The organism is Cobetia sp. BL01 (assembly GCF_056493605.1).
In genome coordinates this window covers 47,193-71,717 of record NZ_JBVBEE010000009.1, presented here as the reverse complement: position 1 = coordinate 71,717, position 24,525 = coordinate 47,193, and the positions used below count along the sequence as shown (strand labels likewise).

The 24,525-nt window shown below is 62.8% G+C and carries 16 protein-coding genes; 3 read left to right on the top strand and 13 right to left on the bottom strand.

The annotated features are described in order from the left end of the window. Nucleotides 1–14: 14 nt before the first annotated feature. The 7 genes from aceK to ACZYGA_RS14385 form a co-directional block, all read right to left on the bottom strand. Nucleotides 15–1,790: a bifunctional isocitrate dehydrogenase kinase/phosphatase gene (gene aceK / locus ACZYGA_RS14415; RefSeq protein WP_404626623.1), complete on the bottom strand. Its 1,776-nt coding sequence runs from the start codon at nt 1,788–1,790 to the stop codon at nt 15–17. A gap of 228 nt (nt 1,791–2,018) precedes the next feature. Then, nucleotides 2,019–2,984 (bottom strand): tRNA 2-thiocytidine(32) synthetase TtcA, encoded by a 966-nt coding sequence (gene ttcA / locus ACZYGA_RS14410; RefSeq protein WP_404626622.1) that lies wholly within the window; start codon nt 2,982–2,984, stop codon nt 2,019–2,021. A 142-nt stretch (nt 2,985–3,126) separates the two neighbouring features. Further along, complete coding sequence (locus ACZYGA_RS14405; protein ID WP_077380116.1) at nt 3,127–3,348, bottom strand: hypothetical protein; 222 nt, start codon at nt 3,346–3,348, stop codon at nt 3,127–3,129. A gap of 561 nt (nt 3,349–3,909) precedes the next feature. Continuing rightward, a complete protein-coding gene (locus tag ACZYGA_RS14400; RefSeq protein WP_404626620.1) occupies nt 3,910–4,566 on the bottom strand; it encodes a 3'-5' exonuclease in 657 nt (218 codons plus the stop codon). Nucleotides 4,567–4,595: 29 nt separating this feature from the next. After that, entirely contained in the window at nt 4,596–6,551 is a 1,956-nt protein-coding gene (locus ACZYGA_RS14395; protein WP_404626618.1) for a DUF294 nucleotidyltransferase-like domain-containing protein, read from the bottom strand. Nucleotides 6,552–6,698: 147 nt separating this feature from the next. Then, a complete protein-coding gene (locus tag ACZYGA_RS14390) occupies nt 6,699–8,501 on the bottom strand; it encodes a sodium:solute symporter family protein (RefSeq protein WP_404626617.1) in 1,803 nt (600 codons plus the stop codon). Between the two features lie 129 nt (nt 8,502–8,630). Then, nucleotides 8,631–8,888: a DUF4212 domain-containing protein gene (locus ACZYGA_RS14385; RefSeq protein WP_077380124.1), complete on the bottom strand. Its 258-nt coding sequence runs from the start codon at nt 8,886–8,888 to the stop codon at nt 8,631–8,633. A 550-nt stretch (nt 8,889–9,438) separates the two neighbouring features. Here ACZYGA_RS14385 and ACZYGA_RS14380 point away from each other — a divergent pair. Further along, nucleotides 9,439–13,437 carry a hybrid sensor histidine kinase/response regulator gene (locus ACZYGA_RS14380; protein WP_077380126.1) on the top strand — a complete coding sequence of 1,333 codons (3,999 nt, stop codon included), beginning with the start codon at nt 9,439–9,441 and terminating at the stop codon, nt 13,435–13,437. Nucleotides 13,438–13,585: 148 nt separating this feature from the next. On the opposite strand, the gene ACZYGA_RS14375 is transcribed toward ACZYGA_RS14380, so the two are convergent. The 4 genes from ACZYGA_RS14375 to ACZYGA_RS14360 all read right to left on the bottom strand — a co-directional run bounded on the left by ACZYGA_RS14375 (nt 13,586) and on the right by ACZYGA_RS14360 (nt 18,621). Further along, complete coding sequence (locus ACZYGA_RS14375) at nt 13,586–14,248, bottom strand: response regulator (RefSeq protein ID WP_077380128.1); 663 nt, start codon at nt 14,246–14,248, stop codon at nt 13,586–13,588. A gap of 228 nt (nt 14,249–14,476) precedes the next feature. Continuing rightward, nucleotides 14,477–15,439, bottom strand: a complete 963-nt coding sequence (locus tag ACZYGA_RS14370) for a DMT family transporter (protein WP_240499646.1) — start codon at nt 15,437–15,439, stop codon at nt 14,477–14,479. A 290-nt stretch (nt 15,440–15,729) separates the two neighbouring features. Then, a complete protein-coding gene (gene acs / locus ACZYGA_RS14365; RefSeq protein ID WP_479399451.1) occupies nt 15,730–17,676 on the bottom strand; it encodes an acetate--CoA ligase in 1,947 nt (648 codons plus the stop codon). Nucleotides 17,677–17,970: 294 nt separating this feature from the next. After that, nucleotides 17,971–18,621, bottom strand: coding sequence for a SprT family zinc-dependent metalloprotease (locus ACZYGA_RS14360; RefSeq protein ID WP_169477287.1), 651 nt, complete (start codon nt 18,619–18,621; stop codon nt 17,971–17,973). Nucleotides 18,622–18,802: 181 nt separating this feature from the next. Here ACZYGA_RS14360 and ACZYGA_RS14355 point away from each other — a divergent pair, with 181 nt between their 5' ends. Beyond that, nucleotides 18,803–19,534 carry a YecA/YgfB family protein gene (locus ACZYGA_RS14355; protein ID WP_077380132.1) on the top strand — a complete coding sequence of 244 codons (732 nt, stop codon included), beginning with the start codon at nt 18,803–18,805 and terminating at the stop codon, nt 19,532–19,534. A 111-nt stretch (nt 19,535–19,645) separates the two neighbouring features. On the opposite strand, the gene ACZYGA_RS14350 is transcribed toward ACZYGA_RS14355, so the two are convergent. Beyond that, the gene (locus tag ACZYGA_RS14350) at nt 19,646–20,770 is read right to left on the bottom strand and encodes a phospholipase D-like domain-containing protein (protein ID WP_404626611.1); all 1,125 of its coding nucleotides are present in this window, start codon (nt 20,768–20,770) and stop codon (nt 19,646–19,648) included. Nucleotides 20,771–20,982: 212 nt separating this feature from the next. On the opposite strand from ACZYGA_RS14350, the gene plsB reads away from it, so the two are divergent. After that, entirely contained in the window at nt 20,983–23,505 is a 2,523-nt protein-coding gene (gene plsB / locus ACZYGA_RS14345) for a glycerol-3-phosphate 1-O-acyltransferase PlsB (protein WP_404626609.1), read from the top strand. Nucleotides 23,506–23,626: 121 nt separating this feature from the next. On the opposite strand, the gene ACZYGA_RS14340 is transcribed toward plsB, so the two are convergent. Beyond that, nucleotides 23,627–24,370 carry a class I SAM-dependent methyltransferase gene (locus ACZYGA_RS14340; RefSeq protein WP_077380216.1) on the bottom strand — a complete coding sequence of 248 codons (744 nt, stop codon included), beginning with the start codon at nt 24,368–24,370 and terminating at the stop codon, nt 23,627–23,629. Nucleotides 24,371–24,525 lie beyond the last annotated feature (155 nt).

Genomic DNA, 24,525 nt, shown 5'->3' with positions numbered 1-24,525 from the left:
CCAAACGCAAGCCTTCAGTCATCGATGAAGTCCTGGCTGCGATCGACCCCGAAACGTCGCTTGTTACGATAGGGGTAGACATCGATCACCCGTCCCGCCGTGATGGCATCCTGCAGCCCCTTCCACCAGCTGGCCTGGAAGATTTCCGGATGCAGCTCGTAGAACAGCTTGCGCAGCCCAAGATCCGCGAACAGGAAGGGGCCGAATTCTTCCGGGAAGATGTCGTTCGGTCCCACGGAATACCAGGGTTCGCTGGCCATCTCCTGCTCAGGGTAGAGCGCTTCGGGAATCTCGCGGAAATTGCACTCGGTGAGATAGTTGATCTCGTCGTAATCGTAGAAGACCACCCGACCATGACGGGTCACGCCGAAGTTCTTCAGCAGCATGTCGCCGGGGAAGATGTTGGCCGCGGCCAGCTGCTTGATCGCATTGCCGTAGTCATTGAGCACGGCGCGCGTCTCATCCTCATCACACTGCTCGAGGTAGAGATTGAGCGGCGTCATCATGCGTTCGGTATAACAATGCCGAATCAATACCTTGTTGCCGCGCAGCGTGATAGAGGAGCTGCAGACCTCCAGCAGCTCGGCCAGGCAGTCGGGATCGAAATGATCGCGTCCGACGGCGAAATTGGAGAACTCCTGGGTGTCCGCCAGACGGCCGACGCGGTCGTGGCGCTTGACCAGACGATACTTCTGGCGCACCTGGTCCCGGCTCATGTCCTTGCTGGGCGCAAAGCGATCCTTGATCAGCTTGAAGACCAGTCGATAGCTGGGCAGCACGAAGACCGCCATCACCATGCCTCGCACGCCCGGCGCGATGATGAATCGGTCGGTGCGGCTGGCGACGTGGTCGTTGAGGCCACGGAAAAGCTCGGTCTTGCCGTGCTTGTAGAACCCGATGGCAGCGTAGAGCTCGCCGATGGGCTTGTCGGGCATCAGTGTCTGCAGGAAGCCCACCACCTCACCGGGCACCTCGATCTCGACCTGGAAGTAGGCGCGGGTGAAGGAGAAGATGATCGAGACTTCCTCGGGCTCGATGATCACGGTATCGAGATAGACGCCGTCGCGTTCGGTATGCAGTACCGGCAGCACCAGCGGCAGCGTCTGCCCGCCGCCCTCGATGCGTCCGATGAGGTAGGCCCCCTTGTTGCGATAGAAGACGCTGCGCAGCACCTCGAAGGTGGCATCGGAGGCCTCACGCACCTCGGGTGGCAACACCTCGAGCAGCATCTCGGCGCCCAATGTCACGTCGCGCCCCTGATGTTCGAAGGCGATCCCCAGCGGGGCCTCGCTCAATACCGTGTCCAGCGCCCCTGCCCAATCACCCTCGACCGGCACACGGTGGCTGATGCTCATCCCGGAGTGGCGAGCTGGCGCCTGTCGGGAAGATGACACGAACATCCAGTCGTCCCGGATATGACGGTGGGAAAAGACACTGCAGAAGATGGAGTTGTAGAAGGTCTCGGCCAGCTTGTAGTCCAGGCGCTGATCGATCAGCGTCATGTAATGGCGTCGGGCCTCGCCCCACAGGGTGCATTCGCTCAGACGCTCAGGCTCGAAGGCGCGCGCCAGACGCTCCATGGTCGCGGCGACCTTCTCGTCATAGAGATTGATGCGTGCCGCCGAGGCCTGCTGTGCCTCACGCCAGTCGGCCTCGATGAAACGCCGTCTGGCATCGCTGGAAATCTGCTTGAAGCGCGAGCGGTATTCATCAAAGCCATGCAGCACCGTCGCCGCCAGACGTTGGCCCTGCTGACCATTGCCACGTTCATCGACATCATTGTCCATCATCGCCCCCCCGCCCTTGGGTCATCCGACATCCTCAGAGCATGCGGACAGTTGCCCCGTCAGGCGAGACGACAATGGTCGCGGGCCGTCAACTCTCGATGACGTTCCACTCACGCACGCCAGCGCTGTCCCGTCATGCCATTTGAGGATTACCGGCCCTGAAACGTATAACGCCATCTCGCGACAGGCGAGATGGCGTCGGGGATTCGCGGATGTCAGCAGGATCCGGGCTTAGAGCTCCCGGCCCAATGAGGCCGCAGTCTCGGAGGCAGTCTGAACACGGCGCTCGGCTTCGAAGAGGTCTTCTGCCATGCCGGCCTGCTCCGAGTCCATGTCCAGCGCATCGATACGCGTGGCCTGGAAGCGATCGCGCTTGTCATCCAGCCCCGCGAAGTCGAACAGCTCACGGTCCGCCAGGTGCGAGGGTGCCACGGAAGTGACGGCACGGAACATGGTCTCGAGACGCCCGGGATGCTGCGTCTCCCAGTCCTGCAGCATCTCCTTGACCACCTGACGCTGCAGGTTCTCCTGGGAGCCACACAGGTTGCAGGGAATGATCGGGAACTGACGCGCCGTGGAATAGGCTTCGATGTCCGATTCGCGGCAATAGGCCAGCGGACGAATGACGATATGCCGCTGATCATCCGACAGCAGCTTGGGCGGCATCGTCTTGAGCTTGCCACCGAAGAACATGTTCAAAAACAGCGTCTCGAGAATGTCATCGCGGTGATGGCCAAGGGCGATCTTGGTCGCCCCTATCTCGGTGGCAAAGCCGTACAGCGAGCCACGCCGCAAGCGTGAACACAGCCCGCAGGTCGTCTTGCCCTCGGGCACCTTCTCCTTGACGATGGAATAGGTGTCACGCTCGAGAATGTGGTACTCCACGCCCACTGACTCAAGCCATGCCGGCAGCACGTGCTCCGGGAAACCGGGCTGTTTCTGATCCAGATTCACCGCTACCAGACTGAACTGGACCGGCGCATTGCGCTGCAGGTTCATCAGGATGTCCAGCATGGTGTAGGAGTCCTTGCCACCTGACAGGCACACCATCACCTTGTCGCCATCGCGGATCATGCCGTAATCCGTGATGGCGGTGCCGACATTGCGGCGCAGCCGCTTCTGCAGCTTGTTCAGCTCATGCTTGGCATCCGCTGCGTCATGCGTGCGGGAGGTGGCGTCAGTTTCAGGTGTGAACATGGGGCATCAGACAGGCAGTTTGGGAGGGCACACAGTCTAGCATCGGCCAGTGTCACGTCACAGAGGCGGACGGCCTGCCGCAATACGCAAGACGCCCGCAGTCAGCGGGCGTGGGGGGATTCGTGCAGATGACGGGAAGCGATCAGAACAGCCGCAGGACTTCCAGATAGCGGATGACCACTCCGCCCAGCATCACCATGATGCCGAAGCGCTGCAGTCGGAATTCGAGCGCGGTGAGCGCCAGCTTGCGAGACCAGAACATCAGTACTCCCCGGACATCCTGGGTACGACGGATGTAGAGGGAATAGGCAAACAGAACGATGGCAAGGCCAATGATCAATAACGTGTTGGTCGCGATCAGCATGTCGCACCTCGTGGGCAAGAACCCTGAATAGGCAAGAAAGGCAACAGCGCGTGGTGCCCAATCTGAAACCGGGCCTCAGGCAGGTGCCCAAGGCCCGGTGCCATCACCTGGCGTAGTGATGGCGATCCCGAGAGTGCATCCGTCATCGCGCAGGGCGAAGCGTTCACATCCCTCGGGCCTGACTGGGGCTGGCTGACAGCAGGTCTTCGTCGATCATGACCTCTGCACGCTGTCGCTACCCCGTTATGATTATCAAGCTGCTCGGTAATGCATCCTGCATGGCTGACCGTGTTGCTGGTCGGTACTGCACTGGCGTGTAATCCGGTTCGACAAGGGCTCGCGCATGCCTGTCACGATGAGGAAAAGCAGCATGGCGTCGTCGTATGGGGCCAGTGTGGCCAAGCGGGTGATGTCTTGCCATTGGACATTCCGGCAACAGACCTTGGTTTATTAGCCAAGAGGTTTAACAACGACAGGGCCATCAATCGCAGGGCCATCAACCACAGGGTCATCAACCACAGGCTCGTCGCCCGGGCGACGCATGGACCAGGTGGTTCAGGCTCATGAGCCTGAACAGGCATCGTGACGTGGCAAGACTTGAGTGACCGGCAGCATCAGGCGCTGCGCCATCATGGCGCTGGTCACGGCATCCCCCAGCGCAGTGTGCCGCCCGATCACCGGCACCTGCAGCGCCTCGGCCATGGCCTCGAAGCGCAGGTCCGGCGCGGCCTCGGGCTGAGCGTGACGACAGCGCTTCAGGTAGTCGCGCGCGAGATCATGACGCAGATTGGGCAGGTCGAAGCCGAAACGTGGCCGCAGGTGGCGATTGATCACCGCGACATCAAAATCGATGCACCACCCCACCAGCGGGCGATTGCCGATGAAGGCCAGCAACTGGTGCAAGGCGTCGCCGAGCGCCTCGCCACCATGCAGGTCGATTCCGCGCAGGCGATGAATCCGGATGGAGTCACCGCGCAGGCCTTCCGGACACTGGAGCTGCAACGACAGCGCGCTGGCCGTCCTCACCCGGCGCGCATCGAAACGTACCGCCGCCAGCGAGACCAGCTCGGCACGCTCGACATCGAGACTGGTGGTCTCGCAATCCAGTGCCACCCGCTCTCCCTCATGCTCACTGGCGTGCCAGGGTCTGAACAGCTCGGCAAACTCGCCATGCCCATGGCGGCGGCGGTCTGCCGCACGACGTAGCTGCTGGAACATGCCATCTCCTTGCGGCGCTCGGCCGCGCGTCAGTAATCCAGGTGATAACGATGGGTCAGGCGCTGCTTGAAATCCTTGACCCGACTCAAGGCATCGCGCAGCAGGTCCCGCTCCAGCGAAGACAACGACTGGGTGATGATGAGATTGGCACTGGCGGTGCTGGCGTTACCCCGTGCCTCGGACAGCTCTTGCTCAGCGTATCTGCCAGCGTTGGCCGGCGCCTCCTCGAGATGCCGCAACTGCTGACGCAGACGCAGTTCGGAGAACAGCGACAGGGCCTCAGACAGATCTTCGCTGTCGCTGGCCTCGATACGCCCCTCCTCTACCAGCGCCTCAAGACGCGCAAAGGTGCCGGTCGCCATCACGCCACGCTCCAGCGCCATGGTGCGTACCCCATGCACGATGGGAAAGATGCCGCCCTTCTTGATGTCGATGCCATGGCGGGGTGAGCGCAGTGAGCCGAACAGCGTCAACGGCGTCGAGAACCGCAATGCCGGGCGCGCGAAGTGCGACAGCAGCAATTCATCACGTCGGGCATGCTGCACCAGGTGTCCGCGCAGACTGTCGACCAGCTCGGCATTGCCACCGCTGGCGCGTGCATCGAAGACGATGGCCAGATTCATCAGCGCCTCCCCATCGCGTCCGGCACACCAGCGCGCCACCTTGCCGCGCCAGCGGGATTCGGTCGCGACCCACTCTGGATTGGAGACCATGATGTTGCCCGGACACGGTGGATAGCCGAGGCGTGCCAGGGTAGCGCTGAAGGTCTGCATGGCGTCGCTGCAGTCTGGCCATTGATGTCCATCAGCGAGAATCAGCCCGTTGTCCTGGTCGGTCTTGAGCATCTGCTCGCCACGCCCCTCACTGCCCATCAGCATCAGACAGCAGGAGACTCGGTGCTGCTCTTCCACCAGCAGGGCGAAGGTGCGCTCGATCAGACGCCCATTGAGGGCGCTGAGCAGTGCCATGGCATGGCGCAGATGCGCGCCCTGGAGAACCAGCGCGCGGACCAGCTCCGGCAGGCGAGCACTGGCCAGCGCCAGCGCCTCCAGATCCGCCGCGCGCTCGATCTCGAGACTGACCAGCTGGCTACGATTGGAGAAGAAGCCCAGCACATCGGTCAGCTCGATGACTCCGACCACCTTGGCATCGGCAGCGAGCGATTCCTGCACCACCACGCGGGCGACCCGATGACGCGTCATCTGGACCAGTGCCTGAAACAGATAATCCTCGGCGGTGACCGCCACCAGCGCGAAGGTGCCCAGAGGGGCGAGACGATGCGTGGCAGGGAGTCCCTCCAGCACCAGTGCGTTGAGCAGATCGGTGCGCGTGACCACGCCACAACGGCCCTGTACCTCGATGATCAGACTGTCAGCACCAGCCTCTCCCATGGCCTTCACGCCTGCCTCGATGCTGCTGCTGGCTGGCATCACCAGTGGCGGACGCATGCAATCCATCACCCTCGCCAGCATGAAGCCTGTCTGGTCCCGGCTGCTGCCGAGTCGGGTGTCCCGATACGCCGCGAGCAGCCGGGCCTTGTCACGCAGGCTGTGCTGGAAATACTCCTCGAACCCGGGATTGTCTTCACACAGCTGATGGAAGTGGTCGGCCGGCAATTGATAGCAGAGCGTTTCCTGCTCGCAGACGAAGCGTGTCCGGCATTCGCCGTTGAGCAGGGTCAAGGCCCCGAACAGATCTCCCTTGCTGTAATGCCCGATGCGCAGACTCAGCCAGGCGTCGTGACCCTCACGTCGCGCCTGCTCCAGGGTGGCGGTGTCCGGCAATGGCGTTTCTGCCGCCAGCTCGACCACCTCGCCCTTGTGGATGATGAAGAGCGCCTCTCCCACCGCTCCCGGTATCAGCGGTTGCTCCAGGGCCGCGAAGTACTGCAGGTCGACGTTCTCGGCCAGGCGTGCCCGGCTGCGCTCATCCAGCAGGCTGAACGGCGGCTCGCCGAACGGAATTTCGACTAATGTGGCTTGCATGACACGACTCCACTGGCTCCCCGCCCCGAAGGGCACGGATCATCAAGCCATGAGGCCCCGCCTGCGAATGCACGACGGGGCCTCGGGATATGTAGGGCCTGACCCGCAGACCGAGAGGTCAAGCGGGCCAGGCGCTGTCGTCAGGGATCAGTGATCCACTGCCGTTCCTGCCCCGCGCGGCACGCGGATGTCCTCGACGATATGCTGGATGTGCTCGGGCGGCGGCGGTGTCACCTTGCAGACGACGACCGCGACGACGAAGTTGAGCACCATGCCCAGCGAGCCGATCCCCTCCGGCGACACGCCCAGCAGCCAGTACTCCGCCGTGTTGAGCTCCGGCGAGATGAACTTGAAGTAGACGATGTAGCTGAAGGTGAACACCAGCCCGACCAGCATGCCCGCGATGGCGCCTTCCTTGTTCATGCGCTTGGAGAAGATCCCCAGCAGGATGACCGGGAAGAAGCTCGAGGCCGCGAGACCGAAGGCAAAGGCCACCACCTGCGCCACGAAGCCTGGCGGATTGATGCCGAAGTAACCGGCGATCACGATGGCCACCGCTGCCGCCATGCGAGCTGCCATCAACTCCTGTTTCTCGGTGATGTCTGGCTTGAAGGTCTTCTTGAGCAGGTCATGCGAGATGGCCGAGGAGATGACCAGCAACAGCCCCGCTGCCGTCGAGAGCGCCGCCGCCACGCCACCTGCCGCCACCAGCGCGATGACCCATGCCGGCAGATTGCCGATTTCCGGGTTGGCCAGCACGATGATGTCGCGGTCGATGTAGACCTCGCTCTCGTTGTCGGTGGGCGTGTTGCTCACCAGACGCTGACCATACTCACCACGAGCGGCCTGGCTGTCGGCGTCGCCTTCATAGCTCGGCTTGCCCGCGAAGGGGTCACCGCCGCGCATCTGGATGATGCCGTCGCCATTCTTGTCGACCCAGCCGATCAGACCGGTGTTCTCCCAGTTGTAGAACCAGCCCGGCAGTTCCTCATAGGGTGTCTCGTTGACGGTCTCGACCAGATTCACCCGCGCAAAGGCACCCACGGCCGGCGCAGTGGTGTAGAGCAGTGCGATGAAGAACAGCGCCCAGCCAGCGGAGATACGTGCATCCCTGACGGTCGGTACCGTGAAGAAGCGCACGATGACGTGCGGCAGACCCGCGGTCCCGCACATCAGTGCCGCCGTGATGAAGAAGACATCGATGGTGGATTTGGAGCCTTCGGTGTACTCGCGGAAGCCGAGGTCAGTCACGACCTGATCCAGCTTCTGCAGCAGATAGACGCCGGTATCGTTGCCCTGTGCATCCACCAGCGTGCCGCCGAAGCCGGTCTGAGGCAGCACGTGTCCGGTCATCATGATCGACAGGAAGACGGCCGGTACCAGGAAGGCGAAGATCAACACGCAGTACTGCGCCACCTGGGTATAGGTGATCCCCTTCATGCCACCCAGAACGGCATAGAAGAAGACGATCGCCATGCCGATGACGACACCGACGTTCACGTCCACTTCAAGGAAGCGCGCGAAGACGATGCCGGTGCCGCGCATCTGACCCGCGACATAGGTGAAGGAAATGAAGATGACACAGACCACCGCCACGGTACGTGCGACGCTCGAGTAATAACGGTCACCGACGAAATCCGGCACCGTGAACTTGCCGAACTTGCGCAGATACGGTGCCAGCAACATCGCCAGCAACACATAGCCACCCGTCCAGCCCATCAGATAGACGGAGGCGTCATAGCCCACATAGGCGATGATGCCCGCCATGGAGATGAAGGAGGCGGCAGACATCCAATCCGCAGCGGTGGCGGCCCCGTTGGCGATGGGGTGGACCCCTCCGCCCGCCACGTAGAATTCCTTGGTAGAGCCGGCACGCGACCACACCGCAATGCCGATGTAGAGCGCGAACGAGGCGCCCACGAAAAGGTACGTCAGTAATTGAACATCCATTGGCGTTGTCCTTGGCGATATCGATCATCTTGTTGTCGTGAGAGATGAAACGCTCAGTCCTGTTCCTTTCCTGCAGAGCCGTCGCTGGAATTCATCGCAGACCTGCCCACGGAAGCGGTTCAACACCGCTCATTGCTCGTGGAGGTCGAAGCGTTCATCCAGCTTGTTCATCGAACGGGCGTACAAGATGATCAGCGCGAGGAAGAAATAGATCGCCCCTTGCTGAGCAAACCAGAAACCGAGTTTGAAACCGAAGAACTGGATATTGTTGAGGACATCCACCAACAGGATTCCGCATCCATAGGACACGACAAACCAGATCACGAGATACCCCATGATCAGTCTGATATTGGCGGCCCAATACGCCTTGGCATTCTCTTCCTTCATGACGGAGTTCTCGCATTGTTATTGTGATTGGCGAGAGACCCATCGGCGATGAACCGATGAATGGTCTCCATTGACTGAATCATTCGTCCTCATGGAGTGAGTGATATTCCCTGCGTCTTGCGTTGCTTATCAGGAAACTTGGCGACTCGCTTCTGACAGTAGCCAAGGGGCCAGCTCATCGCAGGCTGACTTTAGTCGAGAGCATGAGCATCCGCTTGAAGACCTCATGACGCCTCTCATCAATTCCTTAAATAACAGATACTTGAAAGATAAACTAAAGACGCACTCCCTTGGTCTATTGGCCAAATGAGTAACGAAACACTCTCATGACGCGTCGGAAATGACGGCGAGACGGCCCCGCTCTTTCGTCATGTCACTGAAAGAAAGCGGCGCAATTTTCTGCCGGAGACACCTCAGGCCGGGTGAGAACGGACGAGCGAGAGCGGACATCTTGTCGTCTGATGGCCAGGAGGAAGCCCCGAGCGGCCTGCAAGGCTTGGGACTCATGGCCGGGCCTGCGTAGAATGGCGCTTCCAGAGAGGAGAGCAACATGTTCCAGGGGTGGTGGCTAATCGCAGTGGCGCTGGGCTATATCGCGGTACTGTTCATGATTGCGTGGCGAGGGGATCGCAACGCCAAGAAGCACGGGTCGGCCAGTCGCCGACCGGCAGTCTACAGTCTGGGGCTTGCGGTCTACTGCACCAGCTGGACCTTTTACGGCAGTGTCGGCCAGGCCGCGACCAGTGGCTGGAGCTACCTGAGCATCTTCATCGGGCCGATCCTGACCTGTCTGCTGTTCTGGCCGATCCTCTTGAAGATGATTCGCGTCGCCAAGCGACAGAACATCACCTCGATCGCCGATTTCATCGCCTCGCGCTACGGCAAGACGCAGTCACTGGCCGTGTTTGCCTCGCTGGTGGCACTGGTCGGCACCCTGCCCTACATCGCCCTGCAGCTGAAGGCGGTGTCGAGTGCCTATCAGGTACTGACCGACACCAGTGACGTCACGCGCACTGCCTGGCTGGGGGATACCGCCTTCTATGTCGCGGCGGTGATGGCGATATTCGCCATCCTGTTCGGCACGCGGCATACCGATGCCACCGAGCACCATGTCGGCCTGTTGCAGGCCATCGCCTTCGAATCTCTGGTCAAGCTGATCGCCTTTTTGACGCTGGGCGCCTATGTCACCTGGGGCATGTTCAATGGCCTGGGGGATCTTTTCACCAAGGCGGACACCTATCTGGAGCTCCAGCAACAGCTCGAGAACCAGACCTTCGGCTCCGGCTTCTGGGCCCAGACATTGCTGGCGATGCTGGCCATCTTCTGCCTGCCGCGCCAGTTCCATGTCGCGGTGGTCGAGAACACCCACCACTCGGATGCCCGCCGCGCCCGCTGGCTGTTCCCGATCTATCTGATCGCCATCTCCTTCTTCGTGCTGCCCATCGCCGCCGCCGGCCTGACGATGTTCCCGGATGGCTCGGTATCACCGGACAGCTTCGTGCTGGCACTGCCGATGGCGGCAGATCAGACCTGGTTGACCCTGCTGACCTTCATCGGGGGCTTCTCGGCCGCGACCGGCATGGTCATCGTCGCGGCGGTCGCGGTCTCGATCATGATCTCCAACGAGATCGTCATCCCGCTGCTGTTCCGTTTGCGCTGGTTCGATACCGAAGCCCGCGACTACAGTCATATCGTGCTGCTGGCCCGCCGCCTGACCATCGTGATGATTCTCGGCCTGGCCTACGGCTTCTATCTGCTGATCGCCGAATACAGCACGCTGTCAGCCATCGGGCTGCTGTCATTCGCCGCCGTGGCCCAGTTCGCGCCCTCTCTGCTGGGCGGGCTCTACTGGAAGCGTGGCAATCGCCTGGGGGTCATCGTCGGCCTCAACCTCGGCTTCGCCGTCTGGGCCTGGACCCTGCTGGTTCCGGCACTGGCCCAGGCAGGCCTGATGCCCGCCGACATGGTCAATTACGGTCCGCTCGGCATCGACTGGCTCTCGCCGCATGGCCTGTTCGGCTTCCGCTTCAGTGACCCGCTGACCCACGGCGTGATGCTGTCTCTCGGCCTCAACCTGTTCGGCTATATCTTCGTCTCGCAGATGACGCCGCAACGCGTGGTCGAGCGCATCCAGGCATCCTTGTTCGTCGATAGCGTCGAGACGCGTCAGACCAGCGTCTCGCGCCCGTGGACCGGCTCTACCTCCGTCTCGGACCTGCGCGTACTCTGTGAGCGCTTCCTGAGCCATGAGCAGGTCGAACGCGCCTTCGAAGATTACGCACGCCGCAGCGGCCAGCCGCTGGAACTCCACGGGCGCGCGTCAATCGACCTGATACAGTTCACCGAGCGCTTCCTGGCTTCCGTGCTCGGTGCCTCCTCGGCGCGGATCGTGGTCAACTCCGCCCTGCAGGGACGCGGCATCGGTATCTCGGATGTCATCTCCATCGTCGATGAAGCCTCACAGGTGCTGGAATTCAACCGCGCCCTGCTGCAGGCCACCATCGAGAACATCCACCAGGGCATCAGCGTGGTCGACCAGCACATGCGCCTGGTGGTGTGGAATCAGCGCTATCTGGACATGTTCCGCTTCCCTGACAACCTGATCCGTGTCGGCGCCCCGATCGATCGCATCTTCCGTTACAACGCGCACAATGGTGAATATGGCCCGGGCGACCCGGAAGAGCATGTCGATCAGCTGCTGGACGCCATCCGTGACGGCGAGCCGCATCGCTACGTGCGCTATCGCCAGGACGGCACCGTGATGGAGATCCAGGGCAACCCGATGCCCGGCGGCGGCTTCGTCTATACCTACCAGGACATCACCCAGCAGAAGCGCACCGAAGAGGCGTTGATCCGCTCGGAAAACAATATCCGCATCTACACCGACAACGTGCCGGCGCTGATCGCCTACTTCGACAAGGAGTGTCGTTACCTCTTCACCAACCGCGCCTATGAAGCGGTGATGGGCATCGACCGTACCGCCGTCATCGGCGAGCCGGCCGAGGCGGCGATGCCTGAAGACATCTATCGCCAGCGCGCCCCCTGGATGACGCGCGCCCTGGCGGGGGAACGCGTTTCCTTCGAGATCTCGCTGGAAGCCCCCGAGGGCGGTGTGCGTTACATGCTGGTGACCTATACGCCGCACTTCAGCGGCAAGGGCAACATCCTCGGCTTCTTCGCGCTCTATCAGGACATCACCGAACGCCGCCTGGCCGAGATTGCCCTCAAGGAAACCAACGAGAATCTGGAAGAACGCGTTCGCGTGCGTACCCAGGAGCTGTCACAGGTCAACGAGGCATTGCGTACCGAGAACCGTGTACGTGCGGAAGCCGAGCAGGCACTGCGTCAGGCCAAGCAGCTGGCCGAGGATGCCAACGCCTCCAAGACGCGCTTTCTGGCCGCGGCCAGTCATGACCTTTTGCAACCCCTGAATGCCGCGCGCCTGTTCACCTCCGCTCTCGCCCAGCAGGTGGAAGGCGAGATGAAGACCACCACCAATCACATCGACAACTCGCTGCAGGCCGCCGAGGAGCTGCTCAGCACCCTGCTCGACATCTCCAAGCTCGATGCCGGCGCGCTGGCGCCACGTCGCAGCGTGTTCCGCCTGTCGGATATTCTCAAGCCGCTGAAGGCCGAGTTCGAGGTGATGGCGGAAGACCGAGGGCTGGACCTGAAGGTGGTGATGACTCAGCTGGCGGTGGATTCTGACGGCCAGATGCTGCGGCGCATCGTGCAGAACTTCCTCTCCAACGCCGTGCGCTACACCCGTCAGGGCCACGTGCTGCTGGGCTGTCGCCGCCTGGGGGATCGCATTCGCATCGAAGTCTGGGACACCGGCCCCGGCATCCCCGAGTCCAAGCTGACCGAGATCTTCCAGGAATTCCGGCGTCTCGATCAGAGCGAGCGTCACAAGGAGAGCGAGAAGGGGCTGGGGCTGGGCCTGTCGATCGCCGAGCGCATGAGTCGCGTGCTCGATCACCCGATCACGGTGCGCAGCTGGGTCGGTGTGGGGACGGTCTTCGCGGTCAGCGTCCCGATCAGCAAGACACTGCCGGCCGCTGAACAGCCGGATGCCGTCCCGGCCCGCAAGCGCGCCGGCAACAAGCTGACCGGCACCCGCGTGCTGTGCATCGACAACGAGAGCCTGATTCTGGAAGGCATGAAGGCGATGCTGTCCGGCTGGGGCTGCGAAGTCTTCACCGCCACGTCCATCGGTGGTGCCAAATCCGTGATTCGCAATCTGGATGGTGATCCGGATGCCATCCTCGCCGATTATCACCTCGACAATGAAGTGACCGGACTGATGGCGCTGGATGCTCTGGATGAACGCCTGGCAGGCTCCGTGCCCGGCATCGTCATCACCGCGGATCGCACTGACGAAGTCGCCGAGGAGGTACGCCGTGCCGGCTATCACCTGCTGCTCAAGCCGGTGCGTCCGGCGGCGCTGCGCGCACTGCTGACGCGTACCCTGCAGGCCAATCGTGCCGAGAAGCATGCCAGCGGTACCTCGGATGAGACAGGCGGAGCACCGGAGAACGGCGATGGCTGATCGCGGGTGAATCGCGCAGCGCCTGTGAACGAGCAGGCGCTGTATCCGCAAAAAGCCCGCCCTGTCAGTGACAGGGCGGGCTTTTGTCTTTCCGAAGCAGGATCATGCTCATCGAACGGGATGCATCATCCCGTCAATCACAGCCACTTCAGGAGCGAACCTTCGGCGGCTCGACTTCCAGACGCTGCGCCGCGATGACGGCCTGGGTGCGGGAATGTACGCCAAGCTTGCGCAGAATGGCGGTCACGTGCGCCTTGATGGTGGCCTCGGACACATTCAGCTCATAGGCGATCTGCTTGTTGAGCAGGCCTTCCGTCAGCATGTTGAGCACGCGGAACTGCTGTGGCGTCAGCGAGGCGATCGCTTCGGCAAAGCGGGACTCATCTTCGCTGGACTCGCCCATGGCTTCGGCGATGTCCGTCGGCAGCCAGACTTCGCCTTCGAGAATCTCGCCGATCGCCTCGGCGATCACATCCAGACTTGCGGACTTGGGGATGAAACCGGAAGCGCCATAATCGATGGCACGGCGCACCACGTAGGGCTCCTCGCTACCGGATACGACGGCGACCGGGATATCCGGCGTCTGACCACGCAGCTGGATCAGGCCTGAGAAGCCATGGGCTCCCGGCATGTGCAGGTCCAGCAGGATCAGATCAGCATCGGGGTGGCGGGCAACGATATCGTTGGTCGCGTCCATGCTGTCGGCTTCGACAATCTCTGCCTGTGAGGCCACTTGCCTGAGTGCCTGCGTCAGTGCGGCACGAAAGAGCGGATGATCGTCTGCAACGATGAACTTCTGGGCAAAGGCCATTGAGTCTCCTCCAAAACCCCGATGGTGATCATCACCGACCTTCCTGGCCGGTCAATGATCGCCGTTATTTTCTGGCATGTTACCCCATGGAACGCGCGTTTAACAAAGCAGCCCACCATCGGGAGACATACTGATGTTTCGCTCGGGGAACACGAGTATCGCACGGATTGCCCAATGATGAGTGGACAATGCACAAGTGAATTCTGACAGCATCCTGCGGATGGAGAGTCAGACCACCCTAACCGCAACGCGACTCGCATGCCAACCGACCAGTGCCACACCGGCAATCAGCAGGAAACCCATGAGGCTGGCAGCGTCCGGCACTTCCCCCCAGATCGCCCAGCCGGCCAATGCGGAGAACACGATGGTGAGATAGGAATAGATCGACACTTCCCCCGCGGGCGCCAGCCGATAGGCCGTGGTCATCAGGATCTGGCCACCGGCCGCGAAGACCCCGATCCCCAACAGGGCCAGTGCCTGTGGCGCACTGGGCATCACCGGATTCATCAGCATCGGCACCAGGGTGACGATGCTGGAGACCAGCGAGAAATGTAACACGATTGTCGCGGAAGCCTCACGCCCTCGCAGCGCCCGAATCAGTGTGTAGGCAGCACCGGCCAACATGGCCGAGCCCAATCCGACCAGCGCCGGAAACAGTGCCTCCACACCTCCCTCGGCGAACGCCAGCTGCGGCTTGATGACCAGAGTCGCCCCCACGAAGGCAATCAGCATGCCTACCAGCCGCCAGCCGCCCAGGCGCTCTGCCAGAAACATGCCGGCAAACAGCATCACGAAAAACGGCGACAGCTTGTTTAGGATAGTCGCATCCGCAAGCAGCAGGTGATCGATGGCGTAGAAAAAGCTCATCACGCCGCCAAGCCCGATCAGCGAGCGCGCCAGCAGCAACGGCTGATGGTGCCAGTGTCCCAGCAGACGAGCGCCCGCCATGCGAACCATCACGACGGCAACCACCAGGCTTACGAGGTTGCGCACGAAGACCTTCTCGAACAGCGGCAAGTCACCGCTCAACTTGACCATCGCGCCCATCAACGCGAAGGAGATCGCCGACAGGCACATCAGCACGACAGCGCGTGGACGGTTCTCGCCCTCGGTGGATGACGATGATGAAACCTGTGAGGAAGTGGCGGGCTGAGACGTGGCGCAGGATGCATCCGACTTGCCTGCTGACATGGGGGCTGCCTTGATCATGAAGTGAATGAGGAAATGCTCAGGGAGGCCATCAGGCCCACCTGTCGCATGCGGGTTGTCGCATCATTATCAAGCCTGCCGCTCATCGATGGCCAACCTTTCCTGCTTCAGACACGGCCAGGGTGTGCACGAGATAGGCACTCACGAAACAGGCACCCACGAAACAGGAGCGCATGACCCGGACGCACACGAAAAAAGCGCGGGAGCCAGGCTCCCGCGCTTCGATGTCGCGACATGTCTCGTCAGGCCTGCATGGCCGCCATCCGACGAGTTCAGCGGTTGGCGCGATGCTCGATCAGATCATCCACCACCGTCGGGTCCGCCAGCGTCGAGGTATCCCCAAGACCGTCGGTCTCGTTGGCGGCGATCTTGCGCAGGATACGCCGCATGATCTTGCCGGAACGCGTCTTGGGCAGTCCCGGTGCCCACTGGATGACATCAGGTGACGCGATCGGCCCGATGTCCTTGCGCACCCACTGGGTCAGGGTCTTCTTGAGCTCATCGCTTGGCTCGATGCCATCATTGAGCGTCACGTAGATGTAGATCCCCTGCCCCTTGATGTCGTGGGGATAACCGACCACCGCGGCTTCGGCGACCGCCTCATGCGCGACCAGCGATGACTCGATCTCGGCCGTGCCCATGCGGTGCCCGGAAACGTTGAGCACGTCGTCGACGCGTCCGGTGATCCAGTAATACCCATCCTCGTCACGGCGGCAGCCATCGCCGGTGAAGTACATGCCGGCATAGGTGGAGAAATAGGTCTGCACGTAACGTTCATGGTTGCCCCAGATGGAGCGAGCCTGCCCGGGCCAGCTGTCGAGAATCACCAGATTGCCTTCGGTGGCTCCCTCGAGAATGTTGCCCTCGTTGTCGACCAGCGCCGGCTGCACGCCGAAGAACGGCAAGGTGGCGGAACCCGGCTTGAGATCCGTGGCACCCGGCAGCGGCGCGATCATGATGCCGCCGGTCTCGGTCTGCCACCAGGTATCCACCAGCGGACAGTTGCCCTTGCCGATCACGCGGTGGAACCACTCCCAGGCCTCAGGATTGATCGGCTCACCCACCGAGCCGAGCAGGCGCAGGCTGTCGCGGGAACTGGAGTCCATCACGCCATCACCGTGTGCCATCAGCGCGCGCACGGCAGTCGGGGCCGTGTAGAGAATATTGACCTGATGCTTGTCGACGATCTCCCCCATGCGCCCGTAAGTCGGATAGCTGGGCACCCCCTCGAACATCAGCGTGGTCGCGCCGTTGGCCAGCGGTCCATAGACGATGTAGCTGTGCCCTGTCACCCAGCCGACATCCGCCGTGCACCAGTAGATGTCGCCATCGTGGTAGTCGAAGACGTAACGGTGGGTCATGGCCGCATAGAGCAGATAGCCGCCCGTGGTGTGCTTCAGCCCCTTGGGCGTGCCGGTGGAGCCGGAGGTGTAGAGAATGAACAGCGGGTCTTCCGCGCCCATCGCTTCTGCCGGGCAGTCGCTGGACTGACGGTCGACCAGCTCGTGGAACCACAGATCACGACTCCCCCAGTGCACGTCACCTCCGGTACGCCGCACCACCAGCACGTGGTCGACGCAGTCGGTGCCATCGCGCTCCAGCGCATCGTCGACATTCTCCTTGAGCGGCACTCGCTTGCCACCGCGCAGCGATTCATCGGCGGTGATCACGATACGCGAGCTGGAATCGGCGATCCGTCCTGCCAGCGCGTCCGGCGAGAAGCCCCCGAAGACCACCGAGTGCACCGCACCGATACGGGTACAGGCCAGCATCGCCATGGCCGCTTCGGGGATCATCGGCATGTACAGGGTGACCACGTCACCACGCCCCACACCCAGTTCCTTGAGGCCATTGGCGAACTGGCTGACGCGCGCATGCAGCTCGCGATAGGTGATCGACTGGGACTCGCTGGGGTCATCCCCTTCCCAGATGATCGCCACCTGGTCGCCACGCTCCTCGAGATGACGATCCAGACAGTTGTGGGCCACGTTGAGCTGACCATCCTCGAACCAGCGCACATCGACATTCTCAGGGCCGAAGTCGGTACTGCGTATCACCGAGGGCGCCTTGAACCAGTCCAGCGACTGCGCCTGCTCGGCCCAGAAATCCTCGGGTGCCTCGACAGACTGCTGATACATGGCCTGATAGCGCTCACGATCTACCCATGCACGGGCGGCAACATCAGGCTTGACCGGGTGGACCTTGGCATCTTCGCTCATTGTTGTTCGACCTCTGGAAGTTGGCGGGCGACACGCCTCGGGCTGCCTCATACGACACGGGTACGCTGCGGACGAGTCATGGCTAGTCCGTTTCAGCTTAAACCCAAGCATGGGGGGGCCACACACTAGACCTTGGTAGACAATTTTTTCCCAATAATTTCAACTATTTATCAACAAATAACACCAAGGTCACAGCGACTTTCGCCGCAGAAAACCCGCACTCCAGAGGGACTGAGCGCGCCACGGCGGCATTGAAAACGGGAGGCAGGACAGCACGGAAGGCGATGGCAGGCATCAGGAATCGCTCAATGGCCCCTTGAGCGCTTTCCCGCACTGCCGGCATCGGTAACGCTGCCCACGAAGCGCATTGGCATGTCGACGATGACTCAGATAGTGCGGTGTCTCGCAATCGCATCCGTAGGCCCAGGGCATCGGACTCGCGCGGGAAACATCCATGCGGTGGGTCACCTCAGGTGCGACACCATAGAGATTCGTCATGACCTGCTGCCACTCCGGGCCATGCGGCTTGACCCGCTGGCCGCGCGCGCGCTCCACCACTTCCATCACCACCCAGTGCGCCACCTCATGAGGGACGGTCTGGCTCAGGAAGTGATGGCGGTTCTCGCACAGCAATTGCCAGTTGAAGCGCAGGCGCTGGCGCGCCGGTTCGGCTGTCCCGGCAGTGCGTCCTCTGAGACGACAGGACACGGCGGGCATGCGCATCTCGGGATAGTGCGCACGTGCGCGCGCCAGACAGGCCAGCACACGGGATTGCAGCATGGCATGCAGTTGCGGCTCGCTGAGGGCATCCAGTGTCTGCTCATCGGCCAACGGCAGGGGGTCGGCGACCGCATCACCGAGACACGCCAGTACATGGTCGACGGGAAAGCGATATCGACTGACGACACCGCCATCCACGGCGGGCGCGACACGGGAACAAGACATGAGACGACCCCTTGATGCCAGACGATCGAGGTGAACGGCAACCGCTGAAGAAAGTGGAGAATTCGACGATTCAGGGGCTTTCGTGGCGACGAAAACCCTTGCCACGAGATGATACACTAGCCACATTCGCAGTGGCCGCGACGCCCTGCCCGACTTCTATCCCGCATGTGAGACCTTCCCCATGGCCGAGCCTGTCCAGACCCAGCCGTTGCTGGATGATGAATCCCTCGACATCCTCGATGAGTTCCTTGAATCCGACCTGGTCGGCCCGGAAGCCCTCGACATCATCAGCGCGCATGGCTTCATGCTGGCACTGGCCATCGCACCACGCGAAGTGCCTTCCAGCCTGTGGCTGCCGGAGCTGTTCCAGGGACAGCCCGCCTATGAAAGCCCCGAGCAGGAAGCCCAGGTGGTCGCGCTGTTCGAGCAGATGCGCGCCAATGCCATCGACGCCCTCGAGCACGGCATCCTGCCTGAGCTGCTGTTCGAGCTGGAACTCGGTGGCCTCGACCCCGTCGAGACGCCGATCGGTGACTGGTGTGCAGGCTTCATGGAAGGTGTCTTCATGGACGAGGAAGCCTGGTTCGGGACCCAGGAAGAGACCGCGGCCGAGCTGCTGCTGCCCTTCATGGCCATCTCGGGCGTATTCGACGATGAAGACCCGGAGATCGGCGAGCTGATCGCCGACCCCGTCGGTGCCCAGCGCTTCGTCAACCAGCTGCCGGAACTGCTGCTGGATCTCTACCTGCTCTATCGCGTGCCGCCGGAAAGCCCCAAGCCATCACCGCGCCGCAAGGGAGCCGCAACGCCGGGCGCCGCGGGCATTCCGCGTGGCAAGCATGCGGGCGGCAAGGGCAGTGGCAAGGGCGGCGCGAAGAAGCCGGCTGGCAAGGGTGGCGGCAAGAAGCGCTGAGCCCCCGCCATCCCCCTCTTTGCGCAGCGCCAGACACGACAACGCCGGACGCCCCTTGGGGTCGTCCGGCGTTGTCGTTTCACGAAGCAGTGTCTGACATCCGTGAACTGGCTAGCGCAGCCGCGTCACCAGGCTATCCAGGGTGCCATAGCCCCACTCACGACAGCGTTGCGCCAGAGAGCGTCGCTGCCAGGCAGCCCGGGTGATCTCGACGCTGCGCGCGAAATGCTGCTCGAACAGCCCAGCCACCTCCGCCGCGAAGCGATGGTCCTGCACCTCCTGATTGGCCTCCAGATTCCATTGCAGGCTCCAGTGATCGAAGTTGCATGACCCCAGCGTGACCCAGTCATCCGCCAGCGAGAACTTGGCATGCAGGAAGCGCGGCTGGAATTCATGGATCCGCACGCCCGCCTTGAGGAGACTCGCATAGAAACGCTGCCCCGCAGAACGCACGCCGGGATGGTCGTGATGCTGTCCCGCGATCAACAGCTGCACATCGACGCCGCGCCGAGCCGCCCGCTTGAGGCGTCGACGCATGCTGAAGGTCGGCACGAAGTAAGGCGTGCAGATCCACAGCCGCTTGCGGGTGCTGCTGGCCTGATGCTGGAGCGAGTGGCGAATCGCCTGATAACGAAATCCATGGCCCCAGACGACACGCCCGCGCATTCCCAGATATCCCGTGACGACGTTGACCGCATTGATGTTGACGCTGCGCACGGCCTCACGACGCCCCTGCCCCTCGCTGGCAGCGGAATCCCAGACCCGCGCGAACAGCCTGACCCAGTCACGGATACAGGGCCCCTCGATGCGTATCGCCACTTCTGACCAGGCCTCGGCAAACTCATCGACCGCCCCGAAACCGCCAGTGAAGCCCACCTCGCCATCCACGACCAGCAGCTTGCGGTGATCCCGCGTCAGGTTGCGACCGAACCGCCACCAGCGAATCGGGTTGTAGAAGCGCAGGGCGATGCCGGCCTCGGTCATGCGCTGGCGATCCGCCTCCTCGAGCCCCAGCGAGCCGAAGCCATCCAGCAGCACCAGTACATTGACGCCACGCTGGCTCGCAGCGCTCAAAGCCTCGATCAGGACCCGGCTGAGGTGACCGCTTTCGGCCAGATACAGCTCGAGCAGTATCGAGTGACGTGCGCCTTCCACCGCCTCCAGCATGCTGGGCAGAAAGCGCGCCCCCTCCGGCAGCAGGGTAAATCGATTGCCTGAACGCCACATTCCGAGCATGACATGCCTCCCGTCGCTCCCGCACTGGGCAATGACAGCCGATATCGGCGTCATCGAACAGAATGCGTATAATGATCAATATCATGCATGCGGCGACCCAACGTCGATATCCTCGGATCGCCACTCCCGCATCCTGTGAGTCAACGCAAACGATCCTGCTTGTGACAGCGTCTCACCATCGAACTTTTCGAGTACACCTGCGAGGCTCCGCCATGTCGCCCGTCACCCTGTTATTGCGCCCTCTGCGCAACCTCAGCCGCCGTCTGCTGGACAAATGGGTGGAGCTGCGCGCGGTGGAACCCGACATCAACGCGCTGGACCACAGTGCCCTGAATCTCGACCCCGACCTGCCGGTGGTCTACGTCTTCCCCTATCAGGCGCTCTCCGATGAACTGGTGATCGAGCAGCTTTGCGAGGGGCGTGGCCTGCCATCTCCCACTCTGCCCTTGAGCATAGGCGACATGCGTCTGAGTCACTCGCGGTTGCGCCTGCTGCGTCACTCACGCAAGGGCAAGGGCCTGCTCTCCCGACGACTCGCGCAGCTGATCGAGGCACTGGAGAACGCCCCGGATGAGGTCGAGGTCCAGCTGGTACCGGTCAGCGTGTTCTGGGGGCGTGCGCCGGGCAAGGAATTCGGCTTCTGGAAGTTCATCTCCGCTGACAGCTGGCGTGTCACCGGGGTATTGCGTCGCGCCATCGCCATCCTCGTGCATGGTCGCTCGGTGGATGTGCACTTCGGCCAGCCGCTCAAGCTCCACGAGGTGCTGCGCGAAGGTCCCGAGGATCAGGCGCTGGCGCGCCGGCGCATCGCTCGTCTGCTGCGCGTGCACTTTCGTCGCGTGCGCACCCGACTGCTGGGGCCGGACCTCTCGCATCGCCACACCATGATCCGCAATCTGCAGAAGGCGCCCGCCGTACAGGACGTGATCAGCGAGCTGGCCCGCGACCAGAACCAGCGTCCCGCGCGTCTCGAGAAGCGCGCGTTGAGATACGGCCGCGAGATCGCCTCCAACATGGGCTATCCCGTGCAGCGCTTCCTGGCTCACGCCCTCAAGCGCTTGTGGCACAAGCTGTATGACGGCATCGAGATCCGCGGCATGTCGCGCGTCAAGGCGATCGCCGGGGACTGCGAGCTGATCTATGTGCCCTGCCATCGCAGCCATATCGATTATCTGCTGCTGTCCTACGTGCTGTTCCACGAAGGGCTGATGACGCCGCACGTGGCAGCCGGCAAGAATCTCGACATGCCGGTGATCGGCCCGATCCTCCGGCGTGGCGGCGCCTTCTTCCTGCGCCGCAGCTTCCGTGACAATCGCCTCTATGGCGCGGTCTTCGATGAATATGTCCACCAGCTGATCACCCGCGGGCACCCGGTGGAATACTTCATCGAGGGTGGACGCTCACGCACGGGGCGCATGTTGCCGCCACGTCCGGGCATGCTGGCGATGACGCTGCGGTCCTTCCTGCGTGACACGCGCCGCGAGGTCGCCTTCGTCCCGGTCTACATCGGCTACGAGAAGGTCTTCGAGAGCCTCAGCTATCAGCGTGAACTGTCGGGCGCCAGCAAGAAGAAGGAGTCGCCGCTGGATCTGATTCGCGTGCTGGGGCAGCTCAAGCAGCCCTTCGGCAAGGTCTATCTCAACATTGGCGAGCCGCTCAAGCTGGGAGCCTGGCTGGACGAGACCACTCCCGAGTGGCAGGCCAGTCGCCACCAGCGGCGTCCGGAATGGCTGACCAGTGCCGTGCCGCGACTGGGCAACGAGATCGCCACGCGCATCAATGCCGCCGCGGCCCTCAACCCTGTCTCGCTGTCGGCGCTGGTACTGCTTTCCACCGCACACCACGCCATCGAGTCCAGTCTGATGCAGCGCCAGCTGGCCATGCTGGTGCGGCTGGCCGGCAAGCTGCCTGGCCGGCAGGACCACAGTCTGCCCGAAGGCACGCCGGAAGAATGGATCGCGCACTGTGCGCACCTGGGGCTGGTCACCCTGCGCCCCCAGCACCTCGGTGAGCTGGTGATCGCCACACCGGAACAGGCCAGCCTGCTGACCTGGTACCGCAACAACGTCCTGCATCTGCTGGCGCTGCCGGCACTGATCGCCTTCGCCTTCCGCAACACCGCCCAGTACACCCTGCAGGCGCTGGATGAGCAGATCAGCCCGGCCTGGCCCGTGCTGGTACGTGAACTGTTCGTGCCGGAAGCCCCGGAGCTGAAAGGCGATATCGCCGCCACCCTCGCGCTGCTCAGCGACGAGGGCCTGCTGGAGCACCAGCAGGCAACCGAGAACACGCCCGAACGCTGGTCACGTCCGGTCGCAAGCCAGGAATCCTCCGAGCAGCTGCGGCTGCTGGCCCAGCCGGTCCAGCCGACGCTGGAGCGCGGCTACCTGCTGATCGCGGCCTTGCTGCAACACGGCAGCGGCACGCTGGATCGCGAAGCCCTCGAGACCCACTCCGGCGCGCTGGCAGAGCGGCTGACGCTGCTCTCGGGCCTCAACGCGCCCGAGTTCTTCGACAAGCGACTGTTCCGCGGCCTGCTGGATACCCTGCTGGAGCTGGACTTCATCTGGCTGGACGACAACCGCCTGTGCTTCGGCGAAGCGCTGGAAGACCTGCAGACCCGTGGGCGCGACCTGTTCGACCCGGCATTGCGCCATCGCTTGCAGCATGTGCGTCTGCGCGACACGCCGGACACGCCAGAGGACAATGCTGACTCGGCTGACGAGCCACGCTGACAACGGTGCCACGCCATCCCTTCGCATGAACGACAGGACCCCGCTCGCGGCAGACGCGAGCGGGGTCCTGTCATCTTCAGAGCGGTCATGCACGTCAGGGTGCATCACCCGGCCTTCGCGGCTAGCGCAGCGCCTGCTTGACGTAGACGTCGTAGCGGCTGGTCTTCTCCTCCACCACATGACTCGGCGCGATGCCGCCGATCGGCTCAGCCTTGCGTGGACGCTTGACCACCACCCGATGGGTCGCGACCTCCAGTGCCGAATCCAGCAAGGCCGGCGCATCCGCGTCATCCCCCGCCAGGGCACGGAAGAGCCGCATCTCCTTCTTCACCAGCGCGGACTTGTCACGGTGCGGGTACATCGGATCCAGATGCACCACCTGCGGCGGCTGATCCCACAGCGCGACGAGCTCTCCCAGATCACGCGAGGCATCCCCCTGCAGCGCCTGCATGCGTAGCGCGATCTCGCGTATTTCATCGTCTGCACAGCCCTGCGCGCGGGTCAGGCCATCGACCAGGATCGCCGCCGTCGCGGCGACACGCTCGATCATCAGCACCGGCGATCCGAGACTGGCCAGCACGAAGGCATCGCGCCCCAGCCCGGCGGTGGCATCGACGATGCTTGGCAGCACGCCGCGATTCAGGCCACAGGCCCGCGCGATCAGCTGATTGCGCCCCCCACCGAAACGCCGGCGGTGGTCCGCCCGACCAGCGACGAAATCCACATGCAGCGGTTTGCCGTACTCGCGCTCGTCACCGGCGATCACGACCCGCGGTACGCCCTGCTCGTCCTGCGCCACCTCGAGCCGCAGAGCCGGCAACGCATCATCGTCCCGGATGGCGATCCCGAAGTGCGCCGCCAGCATGGCGAGCTCCGGATGCACCGCCAGCTGCGAACGAGCGATGGCGATCACGGGGGTCGCGGCAGCGGCGTCAGAGGAAGGAGCGAGGGGATCGGATGGCAGCATGAACGGGCTCTATGGAAATGAAGAGACGCTGGGACTCGCGAAAGACCAGCACA